The following is a 20,625-nucleotide window of genomic DNA, read 5'->3' as shown; positions in this document are numbered from 1 at the left end:
GAGCAACACCACGAGGAGCTGGGTCATTGCGCGAGTTCACCGTCCCGCCTTTGGCGACCGCGCCCCGGGTCGGCGGGCTGGCGGATGCCGTCTACGAGCACGCCGAAACCGACCCCGACCGCGTCGCCCTGGCGCGTAAGGACGACGCGGGGAACTGGCAGAACGTCACCTCCGGACAGTTCAGGGACGAGGTCCTCGCCCTGGCCAAGGGCCTGCTCGCCCAGGGTGTCCGGTTCGGCGACCGCGTCGGCATCATGTCGCGTACGCGCTACGAGTGGACCCTCTTCGACTTCGCGCTGTGGTCCATCGGCGTCCAGTCCGTGCCGCTGTATCCGACCTCGTCGGCGGAGCAGGTCTTCTGGATGCTGCACAACGCGGGCGTCTCCGCGTGCCTGGTCGAGCACGAGGACCATGCGATGACCGTCGGCTCGGTGATCGACCGGCTTCCGCAGCTGCGCAAGCTGTGGCAGCTGGACGCCGACCCGGTGGCCGAACTGACCGCGGCCGGTGCGCACATCGACGACGACGTGGTGCACCGCCACCGGATGGCGGTCACCCCGGACGCCACGGCGACGATCATCTACACCTCCGGCACCACCGGCCGCCCCAAGGGCTGTCTGATCACGCACGCCAACTTCATGGCCGAGGCCGACAACATCGTGCTGCGCTACGAGGCGGTCTTCCACTCGAAGCCGGGCGACGAGGCGGCCACGCTGCTCTTCCTGCCGCTGGCCCATGTCTTCGGGCGGATGGTCCAGGTCGCGGCGATCCGCGGCCGGGTCAAGCTGGGCCACCAGCCCGAGCTGGCGGCCCGTGCGCTCCTGCCCGACCTCCAGACGTTCCAGCCCACGTTCATCCTGGCCGTGCCGTACATCTTCGAGAAGGTCTTCGCCGCGGCCCGGCGCCGGGCGGAGGCGGACGGCAAGGTGGGGCCGTTCGACAAGGCCGTCGAGGTCGCGGTCCGTTATGCCGAGGCGCAGGAGAACAAGGCCTTCGGGACCGGCTCCGGACCCGGCGCCTCATTGCGGATGCAGCACCAGTTCTTCGAGAAGGTCGTCTACAGCAAGGTCCGGGCGGCGATGGGCGGCCGGGTGCGGCACGCGATGTCGGGCGGCTCGGCGATGGAGCGCCGGCTCGGGCTGTTCTTCGCCGGCGCCGGCGTGCGGATCTTCGAGGGCTACGGCCTGACGGAGAGCACCGCGGCCGCCACCGCCAACCCGCCGGAGCGGACCCGCTTCGGCACCGTCGGCACCCCCGTACCGGGCACCACCGTGCACATCGCGGAGGACGGCGAGGTCTGGCTGTACGGCGGTCAGGTCTTCCACGGCTACCACAACGACACCAAGGCGACCGATGCCGTGCTGCACGACGGCTGGTTCGCCACCGGTGACCTGGGCGCGCTGGACGAGGACGGCTATCTGACGATCACCGGCCGCAAGAAGGAGGTCCTGGTGACCTCCGGCGGCAAGACCGTCTCGCCGGTGGGCCTGGAGGAGCGGGTACGGGCGCATCCGCTGGTCGCCCAGTGCATCGTCGTCGGCAACGACCGGCCGTTCATCGCCGCGCTGGTGACGCTGGACCCGGAGGCGGTCACCCACTGGCTGGCCATGCGCGACAAGCCGGAGCTGCCGCCCACCGACCTGGTGCGCGACCCGGACTTGGAGACCGAGATCCGGCGTGCGGTCGTCGCCGCCAACACGCTGGTCTCCCAGGCCGAGTCGATCCGTACGTTCCGGATACTGGCCAACCAGTTCAGCGAGGAACACGGGCTGCTGACACCGTCGTTGAAGCTCAAGCGCAAGGCGATCGAGACGGCCTACACGGTCGAGGTGGACGCGCTGTACCGGACGTGACGGGCGGGGCCGTGGCTGCCGGACGGCGCGGCGGTGTTCCCCCGTCCGGCGGAGCGGGATCGTCCGTCGGACGGAGGCCGTCGGCGCCGGTCCCGACGAGGCTCCTGGTATGGATTCCCGTCGTCTCACTCTCCTCGGCCGGCTCGCGGTCGTCGCCTGTGTGCCGTATCTCGCGCTCAAGCTGCTGTGGGTGCTGGGCTTCGACATCGGCGTCGTCGACACCTCCCGCGTCGGCCGCACCACCTGGATCGCGGCCAATGTCCTTACGTTCCTCCTGGACGCCGTCGCCGCCGTGGTGGCCCACACCCTGACCCGGCCGGCCGGCCGCCGCGCCCCGGCCTGGCTGCTGACGTTCCCGTTGTGGATGGCGTCCGGACTGCTCATCCCGCTGCTGACGGGGCTCGCCGGCGGCAGCGTCACCGCGCTGGTCACCGGCGTCCCCCACCCGGTCGCGGCCGGCGACTGGCTCGCCCCCTGGGTCTACGGCGTCGTCTACGGCGGCTTCACCGTCGAGGCGGTGACGCTGTTCGGCGCCTTCGCGCTGTACGCGCACCAGCGCTGGGGCGGCCTGCTGCGGCGGCGGCTGGGCGCGCTGCCGGACACCGGCACCCGGGCGATGCAGCGGATCTTCCTGCTGCCGGCCGCGGCGCTGCTCGCGGTGCTGGGCACCGTCCAGGTGCTGTGGGGCGCGGGTTCGGCCCTGGGTGTCACGGCGGCGGACATGGCCGCCCGTACCGTCCTCACCCACGCGTCGCACTGGGCCGCGGGCCTGCTGTCGCTCGCCGGCGCCGCCGGGCTGGTGTTGCTGGTCCTGCCGGGTCTGCTGCCCCGGGTCCGGGTCCGTGCCGCGCTGGCCCCGGCCTGGTGCGGCAGTGCCTCGGCGTTCGCCTGCGGGGGCTGTCCGTGGCTCGGGCAGACGGTGACCGACGGGCTCGTCCGCGGCGCCTCCGCGGTCCCCGAGGGGCTGCCGGGTCCGGTCGGCGCCCTGGAGCTGTGCGCCGGACTGGTGGTGCTGTGCGCCGGGTCGTTCGCGCTCTGCGAACTCACCGCCGTTCCCCGCTCCGCACCCGCCGTCACGGGCCGCCGCCCTGCCCCGGTCATGGCGGCCGCCCCGGAACACCCCGCGTCCCGTGCATTCCGTCCGGCTGCCCGGGAATGCGCGACCGCGGATGATCGTTGACATCCCTGAAGACGAAAGCCGACGTAAGGATCGATTCCCCCGTGAGCAAGGTTCCGTCCATCACGCTCAACAACGGCGTCGCGATGCCGCAGCTCGGCTACGGCGTCTGGCAGGTCGAGGACGACCAGGCGGCCACCGCCGTCGGCCACGCCTTGGACGCCGGGTACCGCAGCATCGACACCGCGGCCATCTACGGCAACGAGGAGGGCACCGGCAAGGCGCTCGCCGCCTCCGGTATCGACCGTGACGAGCTGTTCGTCACGACCAAGCTCTGGAACTCCGACCAGGGCTACGACGCGACGCTGCGCGCCTTCGACACCTCCCTCGCCAAGCTCGGCCTGGAGTACGTGGACCTGTATCTGATCCACTGGCCGCTCCCGGCCCGGGACACCTACCTGGAGACGTACAAGGCCCTGGAGAAGATCCAGGCGGACGGCCGCGCCAAGGCCATCGGCGTGTCGAACTTCCACCCCGAGCACCTGGAGCGGCTGCTGGGCGAGACCTCCGTCGTCCCGGCCGTCAACCAGATCGAGCTGCACCCGCAGTTCCAGCAGGCCGCCGCGCGCGCCTTCCACGCCCGGCACAACATCGTGACCGAGGCCTGGTCGCCGCTGGGCCAGGGCAAGGGCCTGCTGGCGGACCCGGTGATCGCGGAGCTCGCCGCCAAGCACGGCAAGACTCCCGCCCAGGTGGTGCTGCGCTGGCACCTCCAGCTCGGCAATGTGGTCATCCCGAAGTCCGTCACCCCCTCGCGCATATCCGAGAACATCGACGTCTTCGACTTCGAGCTGGACGACGCGGATCTCACCGCGCTCGCCGGCCTGGAATCCGGCAACCGCCTCGGCCCGGACCCGGCCACCTTCGACGTGGCCTGATCCCCGTTCCGTTCCGGCGCCGCCCGCTCGTACGGGCGGCGCCGCGCGGTACCCGAGTGGCGGGCTCGGCGGACGGCGGTGAGGGTGGAGGGTGAGTGTGGGGTGGTCCCCGAGGCGTGCCGACCGGGGCCGGTACCCCTCCGCGTTCCGCTCCTCCGCCGTGCCCGCAAGGGTGGCGGAGGTGCCCCATCGAGGAGGCCTTGATGCCCGACGTCACAGCTCCCTACCAGCCCGGGACGCCCTGCTGGATCGACCTCGCGGCCCCGGACCAGCAAGCGGCCATCGACTTCTACTCCCAGGTCTTCGGGTGGACCGGCGAGATCGGGCCCCCGGACACCGGTGGCTACGCGGTCTGCGAACTCAACGGCAAACCGGTGGCCGGCATCATGGCCGCGGTCCCGATGGGCGGCCAGCCCGCGCCGCCGACCGTGTGGACCACCTATCTGGCCGCCGCCGACGCGGACGCCACCTCCGAGGCGGTACGGGGAGCCGAGGGCACGGTCCTGCTGCCCGTCATGGACGTGATGACGCTCGGCCGGATGGGGATCGCGGCCGACCCCACCGGAGCGGTGTTCGGCATCTGGCAGCCCGGGGACTTCCCCGGCGCCGGCATCGTCAACGAACACGGCGCGCTGATCTGGAACGAGCTCAACACCACCGACCCGTCCGCCGCGGCCGCGTTCTACAAGACCGCCCTCGGCATCGAGAGCGCCCCCATGGAAGGCGCCGACAACTACTACTCCCTGACGGTGCAGGACCGTCCGGTGGGCGGTATGCAGCCGATGTCCGAGCAGATGCCGGCCGACACCCCGTCACACTGGCTCGCCTACTTCTCGGTGGCGGACACCGACGAGACCGTCGACAAGGTGACGGCGGCCGGTGGCGCGGCACTTCAGCGGCCCTTCGACATGGTCGCCGGCCGGATGGCCGTGGTGCGCGACCCGCAGGGCGCGACCTTCGCCGTGATCAACCCCAAGCCGATGAACCAGGGCTGACCCGGGCACAGCGGACCGGCGGCACCCGGGCGCGGCCGGTCCGGGCCGTGGGCTACTGCGCCCGCGCCGTGTGCACCGTCCGCGCCGAGAGGACGAAGGCGTCGGGGCGGCGGGTCACACCGGCGGCGTCCTCGGGGTCGGTGAGGCGGGCGAGCGTCCCGCGGTCGTCCTCGTCGAGGCGCTCGCCGTACAAGTCGCGGGCCAGGGCCAGCGTGGCCACGACATGGGCGCGGGCCGCGGCGCCCAGCGGGGCCGGCAGATCCAGCAGGAAGCTGCGGGAACACGGCGCGCGCAGACCGGCGTCAGCGAGGAAGGCCGGCCAGTCCTCGGCCTCGCCGGCGGCGTCGGGCAGCCCCGCACGCATCCGCGTGAACCACTCCTCACCGGCCGCGTCGAGCCGGGACTGCAGCCCCGGGCGGCCGATGCCGAGGTCGCGCGGCAGATGGCGCGCGGGGAGGCCGCCCTCGGCGACGGCGAGCAGTCCGCCGGGGCGCAGATGACCGGCCAGGGCGGCGACCGCGGCACGCTGGTCCCCGACGTGGTGCAGCGCCCTGCTCGACCAGATGAGGTCGGCGCCGCCGAGGGCGTCGAGTCCGTCGGGGACCTCGGCGAGGTGGGTGTGGACCCGGTCGCCGAGACCGAGGCGGTCGGCCCGGTCGCGGGCCCGCTCCAGGAGTGCCCCGGTCGCGTCCACCGCGACCACCTCGGCGTTCGGGAAGGCGCGGGCCAGCAGACAGCTGACGACGCCGGGGCCGCTGCCGATGTCGAGCACCCTCAGCACCCCGCCGGGGACAAGACCGCCGGGCGGCTCGCACAGCCAGGACACGGCCTGTTCGTAGAGCGGCAGGTACAGCTCGGCGCCCCGTTCCAGGTGCGGGCCGAGCACCTCCCAGTCGGGGTGGGCGCCGTCGTGCGGATGCTGGTGCCCGGGGCCGGGCCGGTCGTGGTCGGTCATGCCGTCGAGCCTCCGTGACGGGTGGTGCGCGTGCCTTGGCCGGTGCCGTTCCGGCAGCCCCAGGTTCCCGCGCGGGAAGGGGTGATCGTAGGGTCTGGGCCTGTGGCTACTCCGGGATGGGCGCCGCCGACGGATACCGAGCGGCGGCTGTGCGAAGCAACGGCGCGTGGGGACTGGGAGGGTCAGGTCGCGGCGATCGCCGGTGAGGACCTGTATCTGGCGGTACCGCAGCAGGGGCAGGACCCGCTGCCCGTCTACGACGACCCGGCGGCGGGCGGTAAATGCATTCCCGTCCTGACCCGCGGCATGCTGCCGCTGTGGCAGCCGCAGCAGTCCTTCGACCGCGTCTCGGTCGAGGAGCTGGCGGAGGACTGGCCGAACGACAAGTGGCGGCTGGCGGTCAACCCCGGGACGCCGTGCGCCGCCTATCTGCCCGCGTCGCGGACCCACCGCGCCGGGTGGCTGCGGCACCGCGCCCAGGGCGGCGTACGGCCCGGCGGACTGCTCGTCACCCACTACGGCGGTCCGCTGCACGGCCCCGTCGCACAGGGCCTGGCGTGCGGTGCGCCGATCGCGGTGCACCACAGCGTGCCGTGGAACGAGCTCGGTACGGCCTTCCTCGACCACGCCGCGGACGCGCAGACCCTGCGCGACCAGTGGTCGGTGACCGACCCGGCCGGCTGGCAGCAGCGTCTGGACCAGCTGCTCGGCGGTCAGTTCGTCCCGGCGGAGACCGAGGCGGCGCTGCGCGCACGGGCACGGGCCGGGGATGCCGGGGCCGCGAAAGACACGAAGGACGCGAACGGCCAGGAGACCGCGGGCCCGGCTGACGCGGCGGACGCCCCCGCCGTACCCGAGCTGGTGACCCGCTACGAGGAGCGGTTCCGCGCGGACGGGCTGCTGCCCGCCGACGGCCGGGTGGTGTCCCTGGCCGCGCTGGACCACGCGCACGCCGTCAACCTGGTCCGCTGGGGCCTGGGCGCCCGGCTGTGCGCTCCGCACCAGGCCGAACAGGCCGTGCAGCAGGCCGCCGCGCGGGCCAGGGAGGTGTACGGCTCGTGGCAGGAGTTCGCCGCGGGCTACGCCCTGGGCCGGATGCTGGCGTTCGACAACGGCTGGTTCGGGCCGCCGTACGCGGAGGCGGTGCATCTCCACCGCGTCCTCACCCAGGACCCGGCCTCGCCGTGGCGCGGACTGCCCTTCGCCTGACGGGCGGGCGCCCACCGCGGACGCCCACTACGGGCGTCTCGCCCCGCGCCGGTTCGTGTAGACGTAGGGCATGGATGTAGCGATCTGCCTGTTCAGCTCCGATCTGCGGCTGCACGATCAGCCGGTGCTGCATGCCGCGCTGCGCGCCGCGCACCGGGTGGTACCGCTGTTCGTCGTCGACACCGGGATCGCTGACGCCGGGTTCCTGGTGCCCAACCGGGCGGCGTTCCTGGCCGACGCGCTGGCGGATCTCGATGCGGGGCTGCGCGAACGGGGCGGTCGGCTGGTCATCCGTACGGGGGACGTGGTCGCCGAGACCTGCCGGGTGGCGGCGGACGCCGGGGCCGGGGAGGTGCATCTCGCGGCCGGGGTGAGCGGTTACGCGCTGCGCAGGGAGCGGCGGTTGGCCGCGGAGCTGGCGGCCGCGGGGCGTTCGCTGGTGGTGCATGACGCGGTGATCACGGCGCTGGCGCCGGGCGCGGTGCTGCCCACCGGCCCGGACAAGGACCACTTCGCGGTCTTCACCCCGTATTTCCGGCGCTGGCAGGCCGCGGGGAGGCGGTCGGTGCTGCCCGCGCCGCGCTCCGTACGGGTCCCCGCCGAGGTGCGGTCCGGGGAGCTGCCGTCCGCGCGGGACCTGTGCCCGGACGGCACGCCGTCGCCCGGCCTGCCGGAGGGCGGCGAACGGGCGGGGCGCCGCCGGTTCGGGGCCTGGCAGCGGTCGGGGATGGCCGAGTACCAGGACCGGCAGGACGATCTGCCGGGCGACGCCACCTCGCGGCTTTCGCCGTATCTGCACTTCGGGTGCCTCTCCCCGCTGGAGCTGGTGCACAAGGCGGCCGGCCGGGGCGGCGCCGGCGCCGAGGCGTTCGTACGGCAGCTGGCCTGGCGGGACTTCCACCACCAGGTGCTGGCGGCCCGCCCCGGCGCGGCGCGCGCCGACTACCGCGCCAGGGACGACCGCTGGCGCCATGACGAGGCGGAGGTGGCGGCGTGGAAGGAGGGCCGTACCGGCTATCCGGTGGTCGATGCCGGGATGCGGCAGCTGCTGTACGAGGGCTGGCTGCACAACCGCGCGCGGATGCTGGTGGCGAGCTTTCTGACCAAGACGCTGTATGTGGACTGGCGGGTGGGCGCGCGCCACTTCCTGGATCTGCTGGTCGACGGCGACATGGCGAACAACCAGCTCAACTGGCAGTGGGTGGCCGGCACCGGCACCGACACCCGGCCCAACCGGGTGCTGAACCCGCTGGTCCAGGCCCGGCGGTTCGACCCCCGGGGGGACTACGTACGGCGCTGGGTGCCCGAGCTGGCGGGGCTCGCGGGCGCGGCGGTGCACCAGCCGTGGAAGCTGTCCGGGCCCGAGCGTGCGGCCTGCGACTACCCGGAGCCGGTGGTGGATCTGGCGGACGGGCTGGCGCGGTTCAGGCGGGCACGCGGGCTGACGTGAGCGGGCCACCGGCCGGCCGTGTGTCGTGGACGGCATCCGGGCCGGGAGATGATGCAGGGCGGACCGACGGAGAGGACGGATACGACATGGGCGGGAGCGGGATGCGCCGAGGGCTGGACCGGACACAGCTGGACCGGGCACTCGGGGCGGTCGGGCCGCGACAGCCGGCCACGCTGCCGACCCTGGCCCAGTGCCGTACCGCGCTGCGCCGTACGCCGCTGTCCGTGTGGCACGACGATGTGACGGACTGGGCGGCGAGCCTGACGTACTACTCGGTGCTGGCGCTGCTGCCGTCGCTGATCGTCACGGTGTCGCTGATCGGCCTCGCCGATCCGCCGGCCACCGGACAGCTCATCAACCAGATCAGTTCGCTCGCCCCGGCCGACTCGGGCCCGGCCGTCCACCGGGCGCTGGTCGGGATGGCGCACCAGCAGACGGCCGCGTGGGTGGTGCTGGGCGGCGCCCTGGTCAGTGCGCTGTGGTCGTCCTGCAGCTATCTGGCGGTGTTCCGCCGTGCGCTGCACGCCATGCACCGCACCAAGGACGACCGGCCGCCGTGGCGCAAGGCACCGCGCATCCTGTGCACGGCGCTGCTGCTGATGGCGCTGCTGATCAGCAGCGCGGTGGCGCTGCTGGTGAGCGGGCCGATCGCGACCGCGCTGGGCCGGGCGGTGGGTCTCGGGGAGGCCGGCGAGGCGACCTGGAACCTGCTGAAGTGGCCGCTGCTGCTGCTTCTGGCCACCGTGCTGGCGATGGTGCTGTTCCGTTCCGGACCGCCCAGTTCGCGCGGGGTGCGCAGAGCGGCCCCGGGCGGTGTGGTGGCCGTGCTCCTCTGGCTGATCTCCTCCGCCGGATTCGCCCTCTATGCCTCGTACGTCGGCACCTTCAACCGGCTCTACGGTTCGCTCGCCGGGCCGGTGGTGTTCCTGATCTGGCTGTGGTTCTCCCATCTGTCGCTGCTGTCCGGCGCCCAGTTCAACGTGGAACTGGCGCGTGCGGGGCGGGTGGTGCGGCCCCGCACCGGCAGCTGAGCCCGTGGGCGGCGACCCGCCCCGCCGGGTCAGCGCACCCCGTGGCCCGGCGCGATGTCCTCGATACGCCGGGCGAGACCGAAGTCGAGCTGGGTGATCCGGCCGCCGACGCTGTGGGTGTTCACCGCGATGCCGATCCGGTTGTAGCCCAGGGTGAGGTCGGTGTGGTGTCCCAGCTCCTCCTGGATCTGCGCGATATGGACGACCATGGCGACGGCCGGGAGATGCCCGTGGAAGAGGTACTCCCGGCGCAGCAGCTCACCCTCGACCGACCACCCCGGCAGCTCCGCGAGACGCTCCTCGATCTCCTTCTCGCTGAGCGGTTCCACCTGAGCATTCATCACGCCCGCCTCTCGCCGTGTGCCGGCCCTCCGATGAGCCGGCTCCCGATACGTACGCCCTCCGCACCGCCGCCGGCCGGCCGCGGCCCCTCACCGCTCCCAGCCTGACACGCCGACACCCCTTTCCCCCGCAATGCCGGCCCGGCACACACACCCTCCCCGACGACCGGCCCACCACACCCGCCCGCGACCCCCATCTTTCCCTTAGGGCTTTTGCCGTGGGGCTCTCCCCTAGGTGTCTTCCCGCCGGGCTCTGGTCCCGTAGGCCCGCGCCCGCCCGTCCGGCCCCTCCCCCACGGCTGCCGACCCCGCCCACCGCCTCCGCCCCTCAGCTACCGTCCCTCCCATGACTACTGCTGCGGCGTCGTCACCGGAGACGACCACGGGTGTGGGCGCGCTGTTGCGCGAATGGCGCGACCGGCGCCGGATCAGCCAGCTCGAACTGGCGCTGCGCGCCGACTCCTCCGCCCGCCACATCAGCTTCATCGAGACCGGCCGCTCCCGCCCCAGCCAGGAGATGCTGCTCCGGCTCGCCGAACACCTCGACGTCCCCGTAAGGGAGCGCAACGCCCTGCTGATCGCGGCGGGCTACGCCCCGGCCTTCCCGGAGACCCCGCTGGACGCCCCGTCGATGGCCGCCCTGCGCTCCGGCATGGAACGCCTGCTGACCGCCTACGAACCGTTCCCCGCGCTGGTGGTCGACGGGATCTACCAGGTCCAGGCGGCGAACCGCGGCATCACCCTGCTGCTGGCGGGCGTCGCCCCGTCGTTGCTGCAGCCGCCGCTGAACGCCATGCGGCTCACCCTGCACCCCGACGGCCTGGCTCCCCGCATCCGCAACTTCCGGGAGTGGCGCGGCCACCTGTTCTCCCAGATGGAGCGCCAGTTGGCCCTGATGCGCTCCGCCCCCCTGCGCGCGCTCTACGACGAGGTGAGCGCCTACCCCCTGCCACCGGGCGGCCACGAAACCGCCACCCTGGGCGAACACGCCCCCTTCGCCCTCCCCATGGTGATCGAACACGACGACACCGTGCTGTCCTTCACCTCCACCATCGCCACCTTCAACACCCCCATGGACGTGACCGTCTCCGAACTCGCCGTGGAAACCCTCCTGCCGGCTGATCCGGAGACGGCGGCCTATCTGCGGGAGGTGCGACTGTAGGGGCCGAGCACCCGCCCGGCCCGTGCGCGGCGAACGGGCCTCACACAGCAGGCACCCGGTCCAGGAACCCGAGCACGGCCCCGATCCGCCCGTCCTCCCTCAGCCGCACCACATCGAACCCGGCCACCGGCGCCGACCCGTCCGCCACACTCACCAGCTCCCACCCGAACCGCGCGATGTCGTGGTGCCCGTCCACGTCCCCCACCTGCCGGAACACATAACCGGGGAACTGCGCGTGCGCCCCCGCGATCGCAGCCGCCAGCCCGTCATGCCCCGCGACATCGGCCAACGGATCGGTGTAGGTGATGCCCTCGCAGAACGCCGCCCCCACGGCCTCACCCAACGCCCCCTCCTCTCGCGCGTTCCACGCCTCGAGGTACCGCACCACAGCGACCACGTACCGGTCCGCCTCGCCCGATACCTGCCGCCCGCCCTGTTCCTGCTGCTGCGTCATGACGCTCTCCACTCCTCGCCTCACATGCCGTGAACCCGTGATGCCGGAACAGCACCACGTCCCTGACGCCGATCCACGGGCCGGAGTGCGCCGGCCCGTGAACCGGTGCCTTCACCTTGCCGGGCGGCGAGGCGGTAGGCGATTACGCGAGAGGTAATGGCGAAGCCCTCAGGGCAGGTTGCCTGTGGTGGGGACGGAGGGCGCCGCCCCACGCACTCCACCTCGCTCAGCTGTGATAGCGGATGTAGCCGTTGCCGTCGGAGTCGGAGCCGCGCTTCGTGTAGGAGTGGACGTCCGAGCGGCTGCCCGAGGGCTTGTACAGGTAGATGGTGTCGCGGTCGTTGTTCCACAGGAAGTTGCAGTTGTCGCGGTAGACCACGTTGTACGTGTCGGAGTCGCTGCCGTGGCCGCCGCGGAGCTTCACATAGTCCCCGGGCTCCAGGTAGTGGCTGGCGGTGAAGGTGAAGCGATTGCCGGTGGCGTCCTTCACCACGTAACCCTTGAGGTTGATGGTCGCCGACGAGTAGTTCTTGATCGTGACGTACTCCTCGTCGGTGTTGCCCGAGGAGCAGCTGTTGGAGTCCCGGCCGGGGGCGTCGTACTGGACCCCGCGGACCTTCAACGCCGAGTGGTACTCCGCGGCCTGAGCCGGGGCGGCGACAAGGAAGGCCAGCGCGCCGGCAGTGGCAGCGGCGGCGGCAGCGACGACAGGACGCTTACGCATGAGAGATCCCTCCACAGTTTGATGACCTTGTGTTGCATGTGAAGGACTTGCGAAGGACTGAGATGGTTGCACAGTGAACAACTGCGACTGAACTCGACCGGAAGGGGTGCATGCCCGCCCGTGGATGCACGGCTGGGGGTGCCTGGGGAGGAATCTCGGTCAGGCCTGGTCAGCTGCCGCTCAACCGCCGTCCGGCCCCCGGCCACAGGGACGTCAGCCAGGCATACCCGGCCAGGGCCAATGAGGCGGCACTGACGCCGCGCCCGCGCCGGAAGGCCGCGGCCCGTCAGCTCGTTCGCGGAGGTGTTGTGGCGCTCGCGGCGGATGCGGCAAGGGCTGCCTCGTCGTCCGCGGGTGTGGAGTGGGTGGCCGGCGGGTTTTCCTGGCGGGTGGTGCGGCGGGCGGCCATCCAGGCGTAGACGAGGATGCCGGCGAAGAGGAAGAGGACGCCCTGGTAGATCGCGGCGTAGCCGGCGCCGGCGACGAGCCAGAAGGTGAAGCCGAAGGCGGTCAGGGCGAGGGTCATGTCGCGGGCGAAGCGGGCGGGGCGGACCTTGTCGCGGCGGCCGGTGAGGAGGAAGTAGACCTGGGCGCCGGCGGCGAGGAGGTAGGGGACGGTCGCCGAGAAGGTGGTGATCAGCACCAGGATCTCGAAGACGCCGCCGGAGCCGATCAGGTAGTTGATCACGGTGAGGGCGCTGGCCAGCACCACGGCGGCCAGGACGCCGAAGGTCGGCACCCCGCGCCGCTTGGTCAGGAACGGTGCGGGGAACAGCCCGTCCTTGGCCGCGGCGTACGGGGACTGGGCGCTCATCAGGGTCCAGCCGTTGAGGGCGCCGATGATCGAGACGACGGCGGCGATCGCGACGACGGTGCCGCCCCAGTGCCCGCCGAACATCGCGTTCACCGCGTCGGAGAACGGCGCCTGGGACTTCACCAGCTTGTCGTGGGCGACGGTGCCGAAGACGGCGACGGTGCCCAGGAGGTAGACGACGGCGGAGCCGACGGTGCCGAGGACGGTGGCCCGGCCGACGTTCCGCTCCGGGTCGCGGACCTCGCCCGCGCTCATCGCGGCGGACTCCACACCGACGTAGGAGTAGAGCAGGATCGCGGCGGCCGCGGACATCCCGCCGAGCGCGCTGCCGCTGCCTTCGTGGAACGAACCGAGGTTGGCCGGGTCGAAGAAGAACAGGCCGACGACCGCGATGAAGAGCAGCGGGACGAACTTGAGGACCGTGGAGACCGTCTGGACCAGGCCGACGTAGCGGGTGCCGGCGAAGTTGGCGAGGGCCGGGAGCCAGAGCGCGCCGAGGGCGATCGCGAGGTCGCCGGCGTCGCTGGGACGGCCCGGGAGGAGGACGTGGGCGTAGCCGACGATGGCGACCGCGAGCGCCGCGTTGCTGACCCAGGTCATGGTCCAGTACGACCAGGCGGAGAGGAATCCGGCGAAGTCGCCGAACGCCTCGCGCGCGTAGACGTAGGGGCCGCCGGTGTCCGGGTGGCGCTCGGCGAGCCGCCCGAAGACCAGGGCGAGGGCGACGGCGCCGACGGTCAGGACGCCGAAGGCGACGAGGCTGATGGTGCCGAACGGGGCCACCGAAGCCGGCAGCAGAAAGATGCCGCCACCGATGATGTTGCCCATCACTAGGCAGGTGGCGGTCCCCAGACCGAAGCGGCGCGTGTGCCGGTCGTTCATGGCGTGGTGGGCCTCTCGTCGTGCGCTGTGCACCCGGGGTTACCGAGCGGTGTCCCATCGTCGGCGATCGGTGGCCTCCGCCCAAAATCAGCGGGGATCGTCCTGCGGGGTGGGGTCCGGGGGTGGAAAACCTCCGGGCGGACGCATCCCGCGCCGGAGTTCGTCCGCGGCGGGCCCGAGGGGCAGTTGTGGTCCCTCCGCCTCGGCCAGCCAGCGGCGCAGCACCCGGTGCACCTGCTCCGCGCCGGTCAGCGGCTCGCCGTCCGGGGCCGGCGGGGTCAGCTCGGCGGGCCAGAGGAGGAAGGGGTGGCTCTGGGCGCCGCCCAGGCCGCCGTGCGAGCCGATCTGCTCCTCGAAGGCGTGTACCGCGCCGGTCTTCGGGTCGCAGGCGGAGTTGACCATGAGGTCGGCGGCGTGCGGGAAGCGGTCGGTGCGGCGGACGGCGTCGGCCGCACCGTCGCCGAACGGGGCCAGCGGGTCGGCGCCGATGACCCGGCAGGTGCCGAGATGGTGCTCGGCACCGGCCGGGCCGAGCACCACGGGGCCGTGTACCGCGGAGCGGACCAGCAGGAAGCCGATGCCGGGGTGGTTGGCGAGGGTGGAGAGCAGGGCGGGGTGTCTGCGGTCCAGTTCCTCGCGGGTGATCCGGCCGGGCACGTCGGGAAAGGACACCAGACCGAGGTTTCCGGAGGCCAGGACGAGCGGGTGGGCGAGGTCCGGTTTCGCCGTCCGCTCCGGGCGCTGCCCGGCCGCCTCCTCGGGACGGTGCAGCGCGGCCCGCGCCGCCTCCCTGGCCTCGGCCCCGCTGGGGGTGCGTCCCGCGCGGCGGGGCACCGGCAGCCCGCATCCGGCGCGGACCAGATCGCCCAGGCTCAGCCCGTAGCGCTCCAGGAACGTCGGGCCGTGGCTCTGGCCGTGGTCGGAGAGCAGCACGATGCGGTACGGGCGCGGTGCGTGCCGGGCGGCGCGGGCGATCAGCGCGAGGGCCCGGTCGAGGCCGCGCAGGACCTGGAGCGCGTCGGGGTGGGCGGGTCCGGAGTGGTGGGCCACCTCGTCGTAGGCGACGAGGTCGGCGTAGATGGCGGTGCGGCCGGCGAGCAGGTCGCCGATGACGGCCGCGACCACCACGTCGCGCTCGACGACGGTGGCGAAGGCCCGGATGACGGGGTAAAGGCCGCCGCGTTTGACCCGCGGGAGTTCGCGGCGGAAGCGGGTGCGCAGCGACTGGACGATCTCGCGGACGACCTCGGCGACGAACGAGACGGCGGTCCGGGTCGCGTTGGCCGGGTCGGAGAAGTAGGCGAAGTAGCCGGCGCGGGAGCGGTTGTGTCTGCCGCGCCGGGCCGCCACCGACATCACCAGGGCGACCTGGTCGGCGCCGCCGCTGAAGAGGTTGCCGCGGCTGGCGCCGTCGTGGGCGAGCAGTCCGCCGTCGCCGGTGCGCTCGACGGCGCGGCGCTGGAGTTCGGCGGCGCTGCTGGGCCGGTTGCTGACGACGACGGTGCGGGTGTCCTTCTCGTACCAGCGGAAGGCCGGCAGGTCCTCGTTGCTGCCGTGCAGGAGGGCGAGCTGGCTGGCGCCGGTCTGGCTGGACCAGTCGGTGCGCCAGGGGGTGAGGCGGTGGCCGGCGGCGGCCCAGCGGGCGACGGTCGGCATCAGCGGCCGCTCGCCCCGGACGGCCTCGCGCAGCAGGTCGTGGCCCACCCCGTCGAGCTGGAGGAAGAGCGTGCCGGGGGTGTCCGGGCCGCGGGACCGGCCGGTCCGGTGGCCCCGGCGGCGGCCGGCGAGCCGGACCAGCCGGCGGTGGTAGGCCTCGTCGTTGCGTACCGCGAGGAAGCCGGAGGTGGCCGAGGAGGCGGCGGACATGGCGGCCGCGACGATCACCGCGGTCTCCGGTCCGGCCTGTCCGCGCGCGTCGGGGACCAGGTCGAGGGCGAGCAGCAGCAGGGAGCCGTTGAGGAAGAAGACCAGCAGGCCGAGGACGAGCGCCGGCACCAGCAGCAGGGCACGGACAAGAAGGGGCCACACCAGGGCGCTGAGCAGGCCGAACGCGCCGGCGCCGAGGGCGGCGGTGAGGGCGGTGCGGGTGAGGCTGTCGCCGCCCGGCGACTGGAGCCGGAAGTCGGGCAGCAGACCGGCGAGCACGAGCAGGGTGAGGGTGGACACCAGCCAGACCGCGAGCACCCGGAACAGGGCTCCGCTGAGGGCCTTCCACCGCGGCATCCGCACGCCGTTCCACCTCACCCTCCGGCCCGCCCGGCGGGGCGGGCCTGCCGCCAGCATGGCACCGCGGCCCGCGGGAACGCACCGCGCGCCGCGGTCGGTACGGCCCCTCCCGGCTTCCCCGGCGCCCCCGGCTCTCCCCGAGGCCGGAGTCGGCCGGGTCGGGCGTCCCGGGCCCGCCGCGCCGGGCGGTTCGCTCCCCCGGCGACCGCTCGCCGTCGGCCGCTCCCCATCGGCCGCTCGCCGTCGCTGCTCCCTATCGGCCGCTTTCCGGCCCGGATGGTGGAGGATCGAGAGGACGCGCACGGGAAGCGAGACGGCCGCCCGCGGTGAGCGAGCCGGCCCGTCGGGACGGGAGGTGCTCGGTGTCGGTGGAGGTCACCTGGTGGGGGCATGCCACCGTGACGGTCGAGGACTCCGGCGTGCGGGTGCTGACGGACCCGCTGTTCGTGCGCCGGCTGGCCCATCTGCGGCGCCGGCGGGGCGCGCTGCCGCCGGCCGAGGCCGCACGGGCCGATGTCGTCCTGGTCTCACATCTGCACGCCGACCATCTGCACCCGCCCTCACTGGCCCGGCTCGCGCCGGGGACCCGGCTGGTGGTGCCGCGCGGGGCGACGGCCGCGGTGCCGGGGCTGCGGCGGGTGGCCGCGGCCCGTGCGCTGCGGATCACCGAGCTGCGGGCGGGTGAGGAGTGCGCGGCCGGTGCGGTGACGGTCCGCGCGGTGTCCGCCGCGCACGACGGGCGGCGGCTGCCCTGCGGACCGCGCCGGGTGCCGGCGCTCGGCTATGTCGTACGGGGCACGGCACGGACGTACTTCGCGGGCGACACCGGGCTGTTCGAGGCGATGGCGGCGGAGGTGGGGCCGTGCGAGGTGGCGCTGCTGCCGGTGGGCGGCTGGGGGCCGTTCCTCGGGCCCGGCCATCTCGACGCGCGGCGGGCGGCACAGGCGGCGGCGCGGCTGGCGCCGGGCTGCGTGGTCCCGGTGCACTACGGCACGTACTGGCCGATCGGTCTGGACGCCGTGCGGCCGCATGAGTTCCATGCGCCGGGCCAGGAGTTCGAGCGGCAGGTGGCGCTGCTGGCGCCCGAGGTGACGGTGCACCGGCTCGGGCACGGCGAGTCGGTCCGGCCGAAGGCCGTGTGATGACGCTCCTTGGTGAACTCGCTGAGCTGGCGCGGACCGTGCCGCCGGAGTCGACGCAGCAGGCGGTCGGCTATCCGTCGCTGTTCCTGCTGGTGGTGCTCGGGTCGCTGGTGCCGGTGGTGCCGACGGGGGCGCTGGTCAGCTCGGCGGCGGTGGTCGCCTTCCATCACGCCTCGCCGTTCGCGCTGCTGATGGTCTTCGCGGTGGCGTCGTCCGCCGCGTTCCTCGGCGATGTGGGGCTGTACGCGCTCGGGCGGCGCGGCAGTCACTCCCCCCAGGGGTCGCGCTGGCTGGCGCGGCTGCGCGCCCGCGCCGCGCCGGAGCGGCTGGCCCGCGCCCGGCTCAGGCTGCGGGAGCACGGGGTCCTGGTGCTGGTGCTGTCCCGGCTGGTGCCGGCCGGGCGGATTCCGGTGATGCTGGCGTGTCTGCTCGCGGCGATGCCGCTGCGACGGTTCGTGCGGGGCGACGTTCCGGCGTGTCTGGCCTGGGCGGCGACGTACCAGCTGATCGGGCTGCTGAGCGGCTCGCTGTTCCGTTCCGCGTGGCAGGGGGTGGTGGCGGCGATCGCGGTGACCATGGTGATCGCGGTGGCACCGGCGGCCTGGCGGCGGGTCGGACCCACGCGGGACGGGGGCGGTACGTAGGGCCCGTCGGCCCAAGCCCGGTCCGCAGGGCCCGTCCACCGAAGCCCCGTCCCCAGGCCCGCCCGCCGAAGTCCCCGCCATGGGGCGCCCGTTCCGGCCCGCGCCGCCGCTCAGGTCCGCCCGCCGCTCAGCGCCCGTCCAGCACCCGCGAGGCGCCGACGGGAAGGTCCCAGAGGTCCTCGCGGGGGCGTCCGGTGGCGGCCCAGGCGGCGCGGACCCGGTGCAGCGGTTCCAGGGGCGGCTCGCCGGAGAGCAGAAAGGTCGCCCAGTGCATCGGGGCCAGCGCGCGGGCGCCCAGGTCCCGACAGGCCCTGACCGCCTCCTCCGGGTCGGTGTGCACCGGGCGCAGCATCCAGCGCGGGTCGTAGGCGCCGATGGGCAGCAGCGCGAGATCGATGCCGGGGTGGCGGCGGCCGATCTCCTCGAACCAGTGGCCGTAGCCGGTGTCGCCGGCGAAGTGGACCCGCCGCCCGTCGGGCGCGGTCAGCAGCCAGCCGCCCCACAGGGAGCGGCAGGTGTCGGTCAGGGTCCGCTTGCTCCAGTGGTGGGCGGGGACGAATTCGAAGCGTACGGGGCCGCCGGGGGCGGGCAGTTCGACCGCCTCCCACCAGTCGAGATCGGTGACCTGGGTGAAGCCGCGGCGGCGGGCCCAGGGCGCCAGCCCGGCGGGGAGCAGCAGGGGGGTGTGCCGTGGCAGCCGCTTGAGGGTCGGGGCGTCGAGGTGGTCGTAGTGGTTGTGGCTGATGACGACGGCGTCGACGGGCGGCAGGTCCTCCCAGCGGACGCCCACGGGGGTGACCCGGGCGGGCGTACCGAGGATCTTGCGGGACCAGACCGGGTCGGTCAGTACGGTCAGCCCGCCGATCCGGATGATCCAGCTGGCGTGTCCGGCCCAGGTGAGGGCGAGGGTGGTGGGGCCGGCGGCCGGCATCGGGCCCGGTGCGAAGGGGAGTTGCTGGATGTCGGGGAGCGTCCCGGGCGGCGGGCGCAGTTTGCCCTCCCGGGCGATCCGGGCCAGGGCGCGGACACCGGGCAGCGGCGCGGTCAGCCGGTGGGTGAAGTCGCGTGGCCAGGTGCGGGGTTCGCCCAGTGGGCGCGGCGCGGTGAGCGGGGGCGGGGTGGTGTGCGGGGGCGGGGCGGCGGGTGGGAGGACCGGCGCGTCCACGGTGGGCCGCCCGGCGGCCGGAGCCGGGGTGTGGTCCCCTCCTCCACCCGCTCCCCCGCCCGCTCCGGCACCATCGCCGGGGGCGGCGGGCGGGAGCCGCTCGGTGTCGTGTGGCGGCCCGGCGCCGGGGAGCCGTTCGGTGTCGGTGAGCCGCTCGGTGTCGGGTGGCTGCTCGGCGAGGGGGCGCTCGGTCCGCTCGGTCATCGAGGGGCTCCTTTCGGTGGGCGGAACCGGGGCGGGTGCGGGGTGGCGGCGATCAGCCGTGCGAGGAGCCCGTGAGCCCGGCCAGAGTGCGGGACAGGGCGGTCAACCCCTCGGCGATGTGCGGAAGTTCCAGCGGGTCGGGGGCTGTCAGGGCGCGCTGCCGCTGTTCCCGGCCGTCGCCCAGCAGGGCCTCGGCGCCGAGGCGTACCCGCAGGGCGCCCGGCGCGTCTCCGAAACGGTGGCCGCCGCGCGCACCCCAGGGCGCCAACGCCCGCTCCAGCGCGTTAGATTCCACGATCCCGCGGGCCCCGAGCGGACGGCGCAGCGGCTCGAAGTCGGCGTACAGGTGGCTGCCGGAGTGCGGTGGGCGGCAGACGGCGCCGGCCCCGGTGACGAGGTGGTGGAGCGCCGTGGCGAGCACGCCGTAGACCCGGGCGGCGGTCGCCGTCCTGGCGCGCACCTCGCCGGGCTCGCCGAGCGCATGGGTGACGGCGCAGCCGAGCGGGCCGGGAAGCGGTGTGCGCAGCGCGGTGAGCGCGTCCAGCACGGCGGCGTGCAGGGCGGCGCCGCGACCGGTGTCGGGGAAGCGGGCCAGCGCGGCGGGCCAGGAGGCGGGCACCAGGGTGGCCCGCAGGTCGGTGAGCACCACGACCCCGTCGGGCAGCATCTCGGCGGGGCTGAGCACCACGGTGTCGTGCGGATCGTGCAGCAGATCGCGGCGGGTCTCGTCGCTGACGACCCACAGCCCTTCGTCCGCCGCCGCCTCACAGACCTCGTGCAGCTGTTCCGGCGCGGGGCAGGTGCCGGTCGGGTCGTCGGCGACGGACAGCACCAGCACTCGCGGGGTGTCGCCGTGCATCCGGGCCCGGCGGACGGTCTCCAGCAGCGCGAACGGGTCGGGCATCCCGCCGGATTCGGCCGGTACGGGGGCGAGGTGCACCGGGCGGCCGAGCAGCCGGGCGGGGGGTGCGTACGACGCGGAGCAGGGCCGCGACAGCACCACCGCCCCGCCGGCCGCGGCGTACAGCGCGAGAAGCAGGGCCGGCGCCCCGGGGGCGGCGAGCACCCGGTCGGGGGTGGTGGCCAGGCCGCGGCGTTCCCAGTAGCCGCAGGCGGCGGTGCGCAGCGGCGCGGCGCCGCCCAGGGGCTCGGCCTCGGTGCGGTCGGCGGCCGCGGCGAGGTGGGCGGCGAGTTCCGGGAGGACCGGCAGGCCCACCGGCGGCTCCGGGTCCGGCTCGGGCCGCGGAGATCCGGGGGCGGTCCGCTGCATCCGTTCCTCCACTCCACGACGGCGGGTCGATCGTGGGCCCACAGGACGG

At 73.9% G+C, this 20,625-nt stretch carries 18 protein-coding genes; 10 read left to right on the top strand and 8 right to left on the bottom strand.

The genetic code is table 11. The annotated features are described in order from the left end of the window. The first annotated feature begins 26 nt into the window (after window positions 1-26). The 4 genes from ACWC9R_RS08095 to ACWC9R_RS08080 all read left to right on the top strand — a co-directional run bounded on the left by ACWC9R_RS08095 (window position 27) and on the right by ACWC9R_RS08080 (window position 4,903). Entirely contained in the window at window positions 27-1,853 is a 1,827-nt protein-coding gene (locus ACWC9R_RS08095) for an AMP-dependent synthetase/ligase (protein ID WP_450729539.1), read from the top strand. A gap of 109 nt (window positions 1,854-1,962) precedes the next feature. Then, window positions 1,963-3,033 (top strand): hypothetical protein, encoded by a 1,071-nt coding sequence (locus tag ACWC9R_RS08090; RefSeq protein WP_450729538.1) that lies wholly within the window; start codon window positions 1,963-1,965, stop codon window positions 3,031-3,033. Window positions 3,034-3,074: 41 nt separating this feature from the next. Further along, window positions 3,075-3,908 (top strand): aldo/keto reductase, encoded by an 834-nt coding sequence (locus ACWC9R_RS08085; protein ID WP_450729537.1) that lies wholly within the window; start codon window positions 3,075-3,077, stop codon window positions 3,906-3,908. Window positions 3,909-4,111: 203 nt separating this feature from the next. Beyond that, complete coding sequence (locus ACWC9R_RS08080) at window positions 4,112-4,903, top strand: VOC family protein (RefSeq protein WP_450729536.1); 792 nt, start codon at window positions 4,112-4,114, stop codon at window positions 4,901-4,903. Window positions 4,904-4,955: 52 nt separating this feature from the next. Here the strand turns inward: ACWC9R_RS08080 and ACWC9R_RS08075 are convergent, their stop codons facing one another. Continuing rightward, a complete protein-coding gene (locus ACWC9R_RS08075; RefSeq protein WP_450729535.1) occupies window positions 4,956-5,858 on the bottom strand; it encodes a class I SAM-dependent methyltransferase in 903 nt (300 codons plus the stop codon). Window positions 5,859-5,960: 102 nt separating this feature from the next. On the opposite strand from ACWC9R_RS08075, the gene ACWC9R_RS08070 reads away from it, so the two are divergent. The 3 genes from ACWC9R_RS08070 to ACWC9R_RS08060 all read left to right on the top strand — a co-directional run bounded on the left by ACWC9R_RS08070 (window position 5,961) and on the right by ACWC9R_RS08060 (window position 9,548). Continuing rightward, window positions 5,961-7,067: a DUF1266 domain-containing protein gene (locus ACWC9R_RS08070; protein WP_450729534.1), complete on the top strand. Its 1,107-nt coding sequence runs from the start codon at window positions 5,961-5,963 to the stop codon at window positions 7,065-7,067. Between the two features lie 70 nt (window positions 7,068-7,137). After that, window positions 7,138-8,517: a cryptochrome/photolyase family protein gene (locus tag ACWC9R_RS08065; RefSeq protein ID WP_450729533.1), complete on the top strand. Its 1,380-nt coding sequence runs from the start codon at window positions 7,138-7,140 to the stop codon at window positions 8,515-8,517. 86 nt (window positions 8,518-8,603) lie between these two features. Continuing rightward, window positions 8,604-9,548 (top strand): YihY/virulence factor BrkB family protein, encoded by a 945-nt coding sequence (locus ACWC9R_RS08060; protein ID WP_450729532.1) that lies wholly within the window; start codon window positions 8,604-8,606, stop codon window positions 9,546-9,548. A gap of 29 nt (window positions 9,549-9,577) precedes the next feature. On the opposite strand, the gene ACWC9R_RS08055 is transcribed toward ACWC9R_RS08060, so the two are convergent. Beyond that, entirely contained in the window at window positions 9,578-9,889 is a 312-nt protein-coding gene (locus ACWC9R_RS08055; RefSeq protein WP_362601133.1) for a 4a-hydroxytetrahydrobiopterin dehydratase, read from the bottom strand. A 346-nt stretch (window positions 9,890-10,235) separates the two neighbouring features. On the opposite strand from ACWC9R_RS08055, the gene ACWC9R_RS08050 reads away from it, so the two are divergent. Further along, window positions 10,236-11,051: a helix-turn-helix domain-containing protein gene (locus ACWC9R_RS08050; RefSeq protein WP_450729531.1), complete on the top strand. Its 816-nt coding sequence runs from the start codon at window positions 10,236-10,238 to the stop codon at window positions 11,049-11,051. Window positions 11,052-11,091: 40 nt separating this feature from the next. Here ACWC9R_RS08050 and ACWC9R_RS08045 read toward each other — a convergent pair whose 3' ends face one another. From ACWC9R_RS08045 to ACWC9R_RS08030, 4 genes are all read right to left on the bottom strand, one after another. Continuing rightward, the gene (locus ACWC9R_RS08045) at window positions 11,092-11,505 is read right to left on the bottom strand and encodes a nuclear transport factor 2 family protein (protein WP_450729530.1); all 414 of its coding nucleotides are present in this window, start codon (window positions 11,503-11,505) and stop codon (window positions 11,092-11,094) included. A gap of 226 nt (window positions 11,506-11,731) precedes the next feature. Continuing rightward, the gene (locus tag ACWC9R_RS08040) at window positions 11,732-12,229 is read right to left on the bottom strand and encodes a lamin tail domain-containing protein (protein ID WP_450729529.1); all 498 of its coding nucleotides are present in this window, start codon (window positions 12,227-12,229) and stop codon (window positions 11,732-11,734) included. Window positions 12,230-12,515: 286 nt separating this feature from the next. Next, the gene (locus ACWC9R_RS08035; protein WP_450729528.1) at window positions 12,516-13,925 is read right to left on the bottom strand and encodes an amino acid permease; all 1,410 of its coding nucleotides are present in this window, start codon (window positions 13,923-13,925) and stop codon (window positions 12,516-12,518) included. A gap of 87 nt (window positions 13,926-14,012) precedes the next feature. After that, window positions 14,013-16,148 carry a phage holin family protein gene (locus tag ACWC9R_RS08030; protein ID WP_450729648.1) on the bottom strand — a complete coding sequence of 712 codons (2,136 nt, stop codon included), beginning with the start codon at window positions 16,146-16,148 and terminating at the stop codon, window positions 14,013-14,015. Between the two features lie 365 nt (window positions 16,149-16,513). Between ACWC9R_RS08030 and ACWC9R_RS08025 the strand changes: the two genes are divergently transcribed. Together ACWC9R_RS08025 and ACWC9R_RS08020 are read left to right on the top strand one after the other, a co-directional pair. Then, the gene (locus ACWC9R_RS08025) at window positions 16,514-17,293 is read left to right on the top strand and encodes an MBL fold metallo-hydrolase (RefSeq protein ID WP_450729527.1); all 780 of its coding nucleotides are present in this window, start codon (window positions 16,514-16,516) and stop codon (window positions 17,291-17,293) included. Next, the gene (locus ACWC9R_RS08020) at window positions 17,293-17,937 is read left to right on the top strand and encodes a DedA family protein (RefSeq protein WP_450729526.1); all 645 of its coding nucleotides are present in this window, start codon (window positions 17,293-17,295) and stop codon (window positions 17,935-17,937) included. The genes ACWC9R_RS08025 and ACWC9R_RS08020 overlap by 1 nt, the downstream gene beginning before the upstream one ends. 127 nt (window positions 17,938-18,064) lie before the next feature. Here ACWC9R_RS08020 and ACWC9R_RS08015 read toward each other — a convergent pair whose 3' ends face one another. Together ACWC9R_RS08015 and ACWC9R_RS08010 are read right to left on the bottom strand one after the other, a co-directional pair. Continuing rightward, the gene (locus tag ACWC9R_RS08015; RefSeq protein WP_450729525.1) at window positions 18,065-19,306 is read right to left on the bottom strand and encodes an MBL fold metallo-hydrolase; all 1,242 of its coding nucleotides are present in this window, start codon (window positions 19,304-19,306) and stop codon (window positions 18,065-18,067) included. Window positions 19,307-19,358: 52 nt separating this feature from the next. Next, complete coding sequence (locus ACWC9R_RS08010) at window positions 19,359-20,576, bottom strand: aminotransferase class I/II-fold pyridoxal phosphate-dependent enzyme (protein ID WP_450729524.1); 1,218 nt, start codon at window positions 20,574-20,576, stop codon at window positions 19,359-19,361. Window positions 20,577-20,625 lie beyond the last annotated feature (49 nt).

The sequence above is a fragment of the Streptomyces sp. NPDC001219 genome, from assembly GCF_053597915.1.
This window is presented reverse-complemented; position numbering and strand designations above follow the sequence as displayed.

Excerpts from the sequence above, each read along its gene's own strand:
- ACWC9R_RS08040 (WP_450729529.1), bottom strand. The coding sequence starts at position 12,229 with ATGCGTAAGCGTCCTGTCGTCGCTGCCGCCGCCGCTGCCACTGCCGGC.
- ACWC9R_RS08030 (WP_450729648.1), bottom strand. The coding sequence starts at position 16,148 with ATGCCGCGGTGGAAGGCCCTCAGCGGAGCCCTGTTCCGGGTGCTCGCG.
- ACWC9R_RS08055 (WP_362601133.1), bottom strand. The coding sequence starts at position 9,889 with ATGAATGCTCAGGTGGAACCGCTCAGCGAGAAGGAGATCGAGGAGCGT.
- ACWC9R_RS08060 (WP_450729532.1), top strand. The coding sequence starts at position 8,604 with ATGGGCGGGAGCGGGATGCGCCGAGGGCTGGACCGGACACAGCTGGAC.
- ACWC9R_RS08045 (WP_450729530.1), bottom strand. The coding sequence starts at position 11,505 with ATGACGCAGCAGCAGGAACAGGGCGGGCGGCAGGTATCGGGCGAGGCG.
- ACWC9R_RS08075 (WP_450729535.1), bottom strand. The coding sequence starts at position 5,858 with ATGACCGACCACGACCGGCCCGGCCCCGGGCACCAGCATCCGCACGAC.
- ACWC9R_RS08090 (WP_450729538.1), top strand. The coding sequence starts at position 1,963 with ATGGATTCCCGTCGTCTCACTCTCCTCGGCCGGCTCGCGGTCGTCGCC.
- ACWC9R_RS08020 (WP_450729526.1), top strand. The coding sequence starts at position 17,293 with ATGACGCTCCTTGGTGAACTCGCTGAGCTGGCGCGGACCGTGCCGCCG.
- ACWC9R_RS08010 (WP_450729524.1), bottom strand. The coding sequence starts at position 20,576 with ATGCAGCGGACCGCCCCCGGATCTCCGCGGCCCGAGCCGGACCCGGAG.
- ACWC9R_RS08050 (WP_450729531.1), top strand. The coding sequence starts at position 10,236 with ATGACTACTGCTGCGGCGTCGTCACCGGAGACGACCACGGGTGTGGGC.
- ACWC9R_RS08065 (WP_450729533.1), top strand. The coding sequence starts at position 7,138 with ATGGATGTAGCGATCTGCCTGTTCAGCTCCGATCTGCGGCTGCACGAT.
- ACWC9R_RS08080 (WP_450729536.1), top strand. The coding sequence starts at position 4,112 with ATGCCCGACGTCACAGCTCCCTACCAGCCCGGGACGCCCTGCTGGATC.
- ACWC9R_RS08015 (WP_450729525.1), bottom strand. The coding sequence starts at position 19,306 with ATGACCGAGCGGACCGAGCGCCCCCTCGCCGAGCAGCCACCCGACACC.
- ACWC9R_RS08035 (WP_450729528.1), bottom strand. The coding sequence starts at position 13,925 with ATGAACGACCGGCACACGCGCCGCTTCGGTCTGGGGACCGCCACCTGC.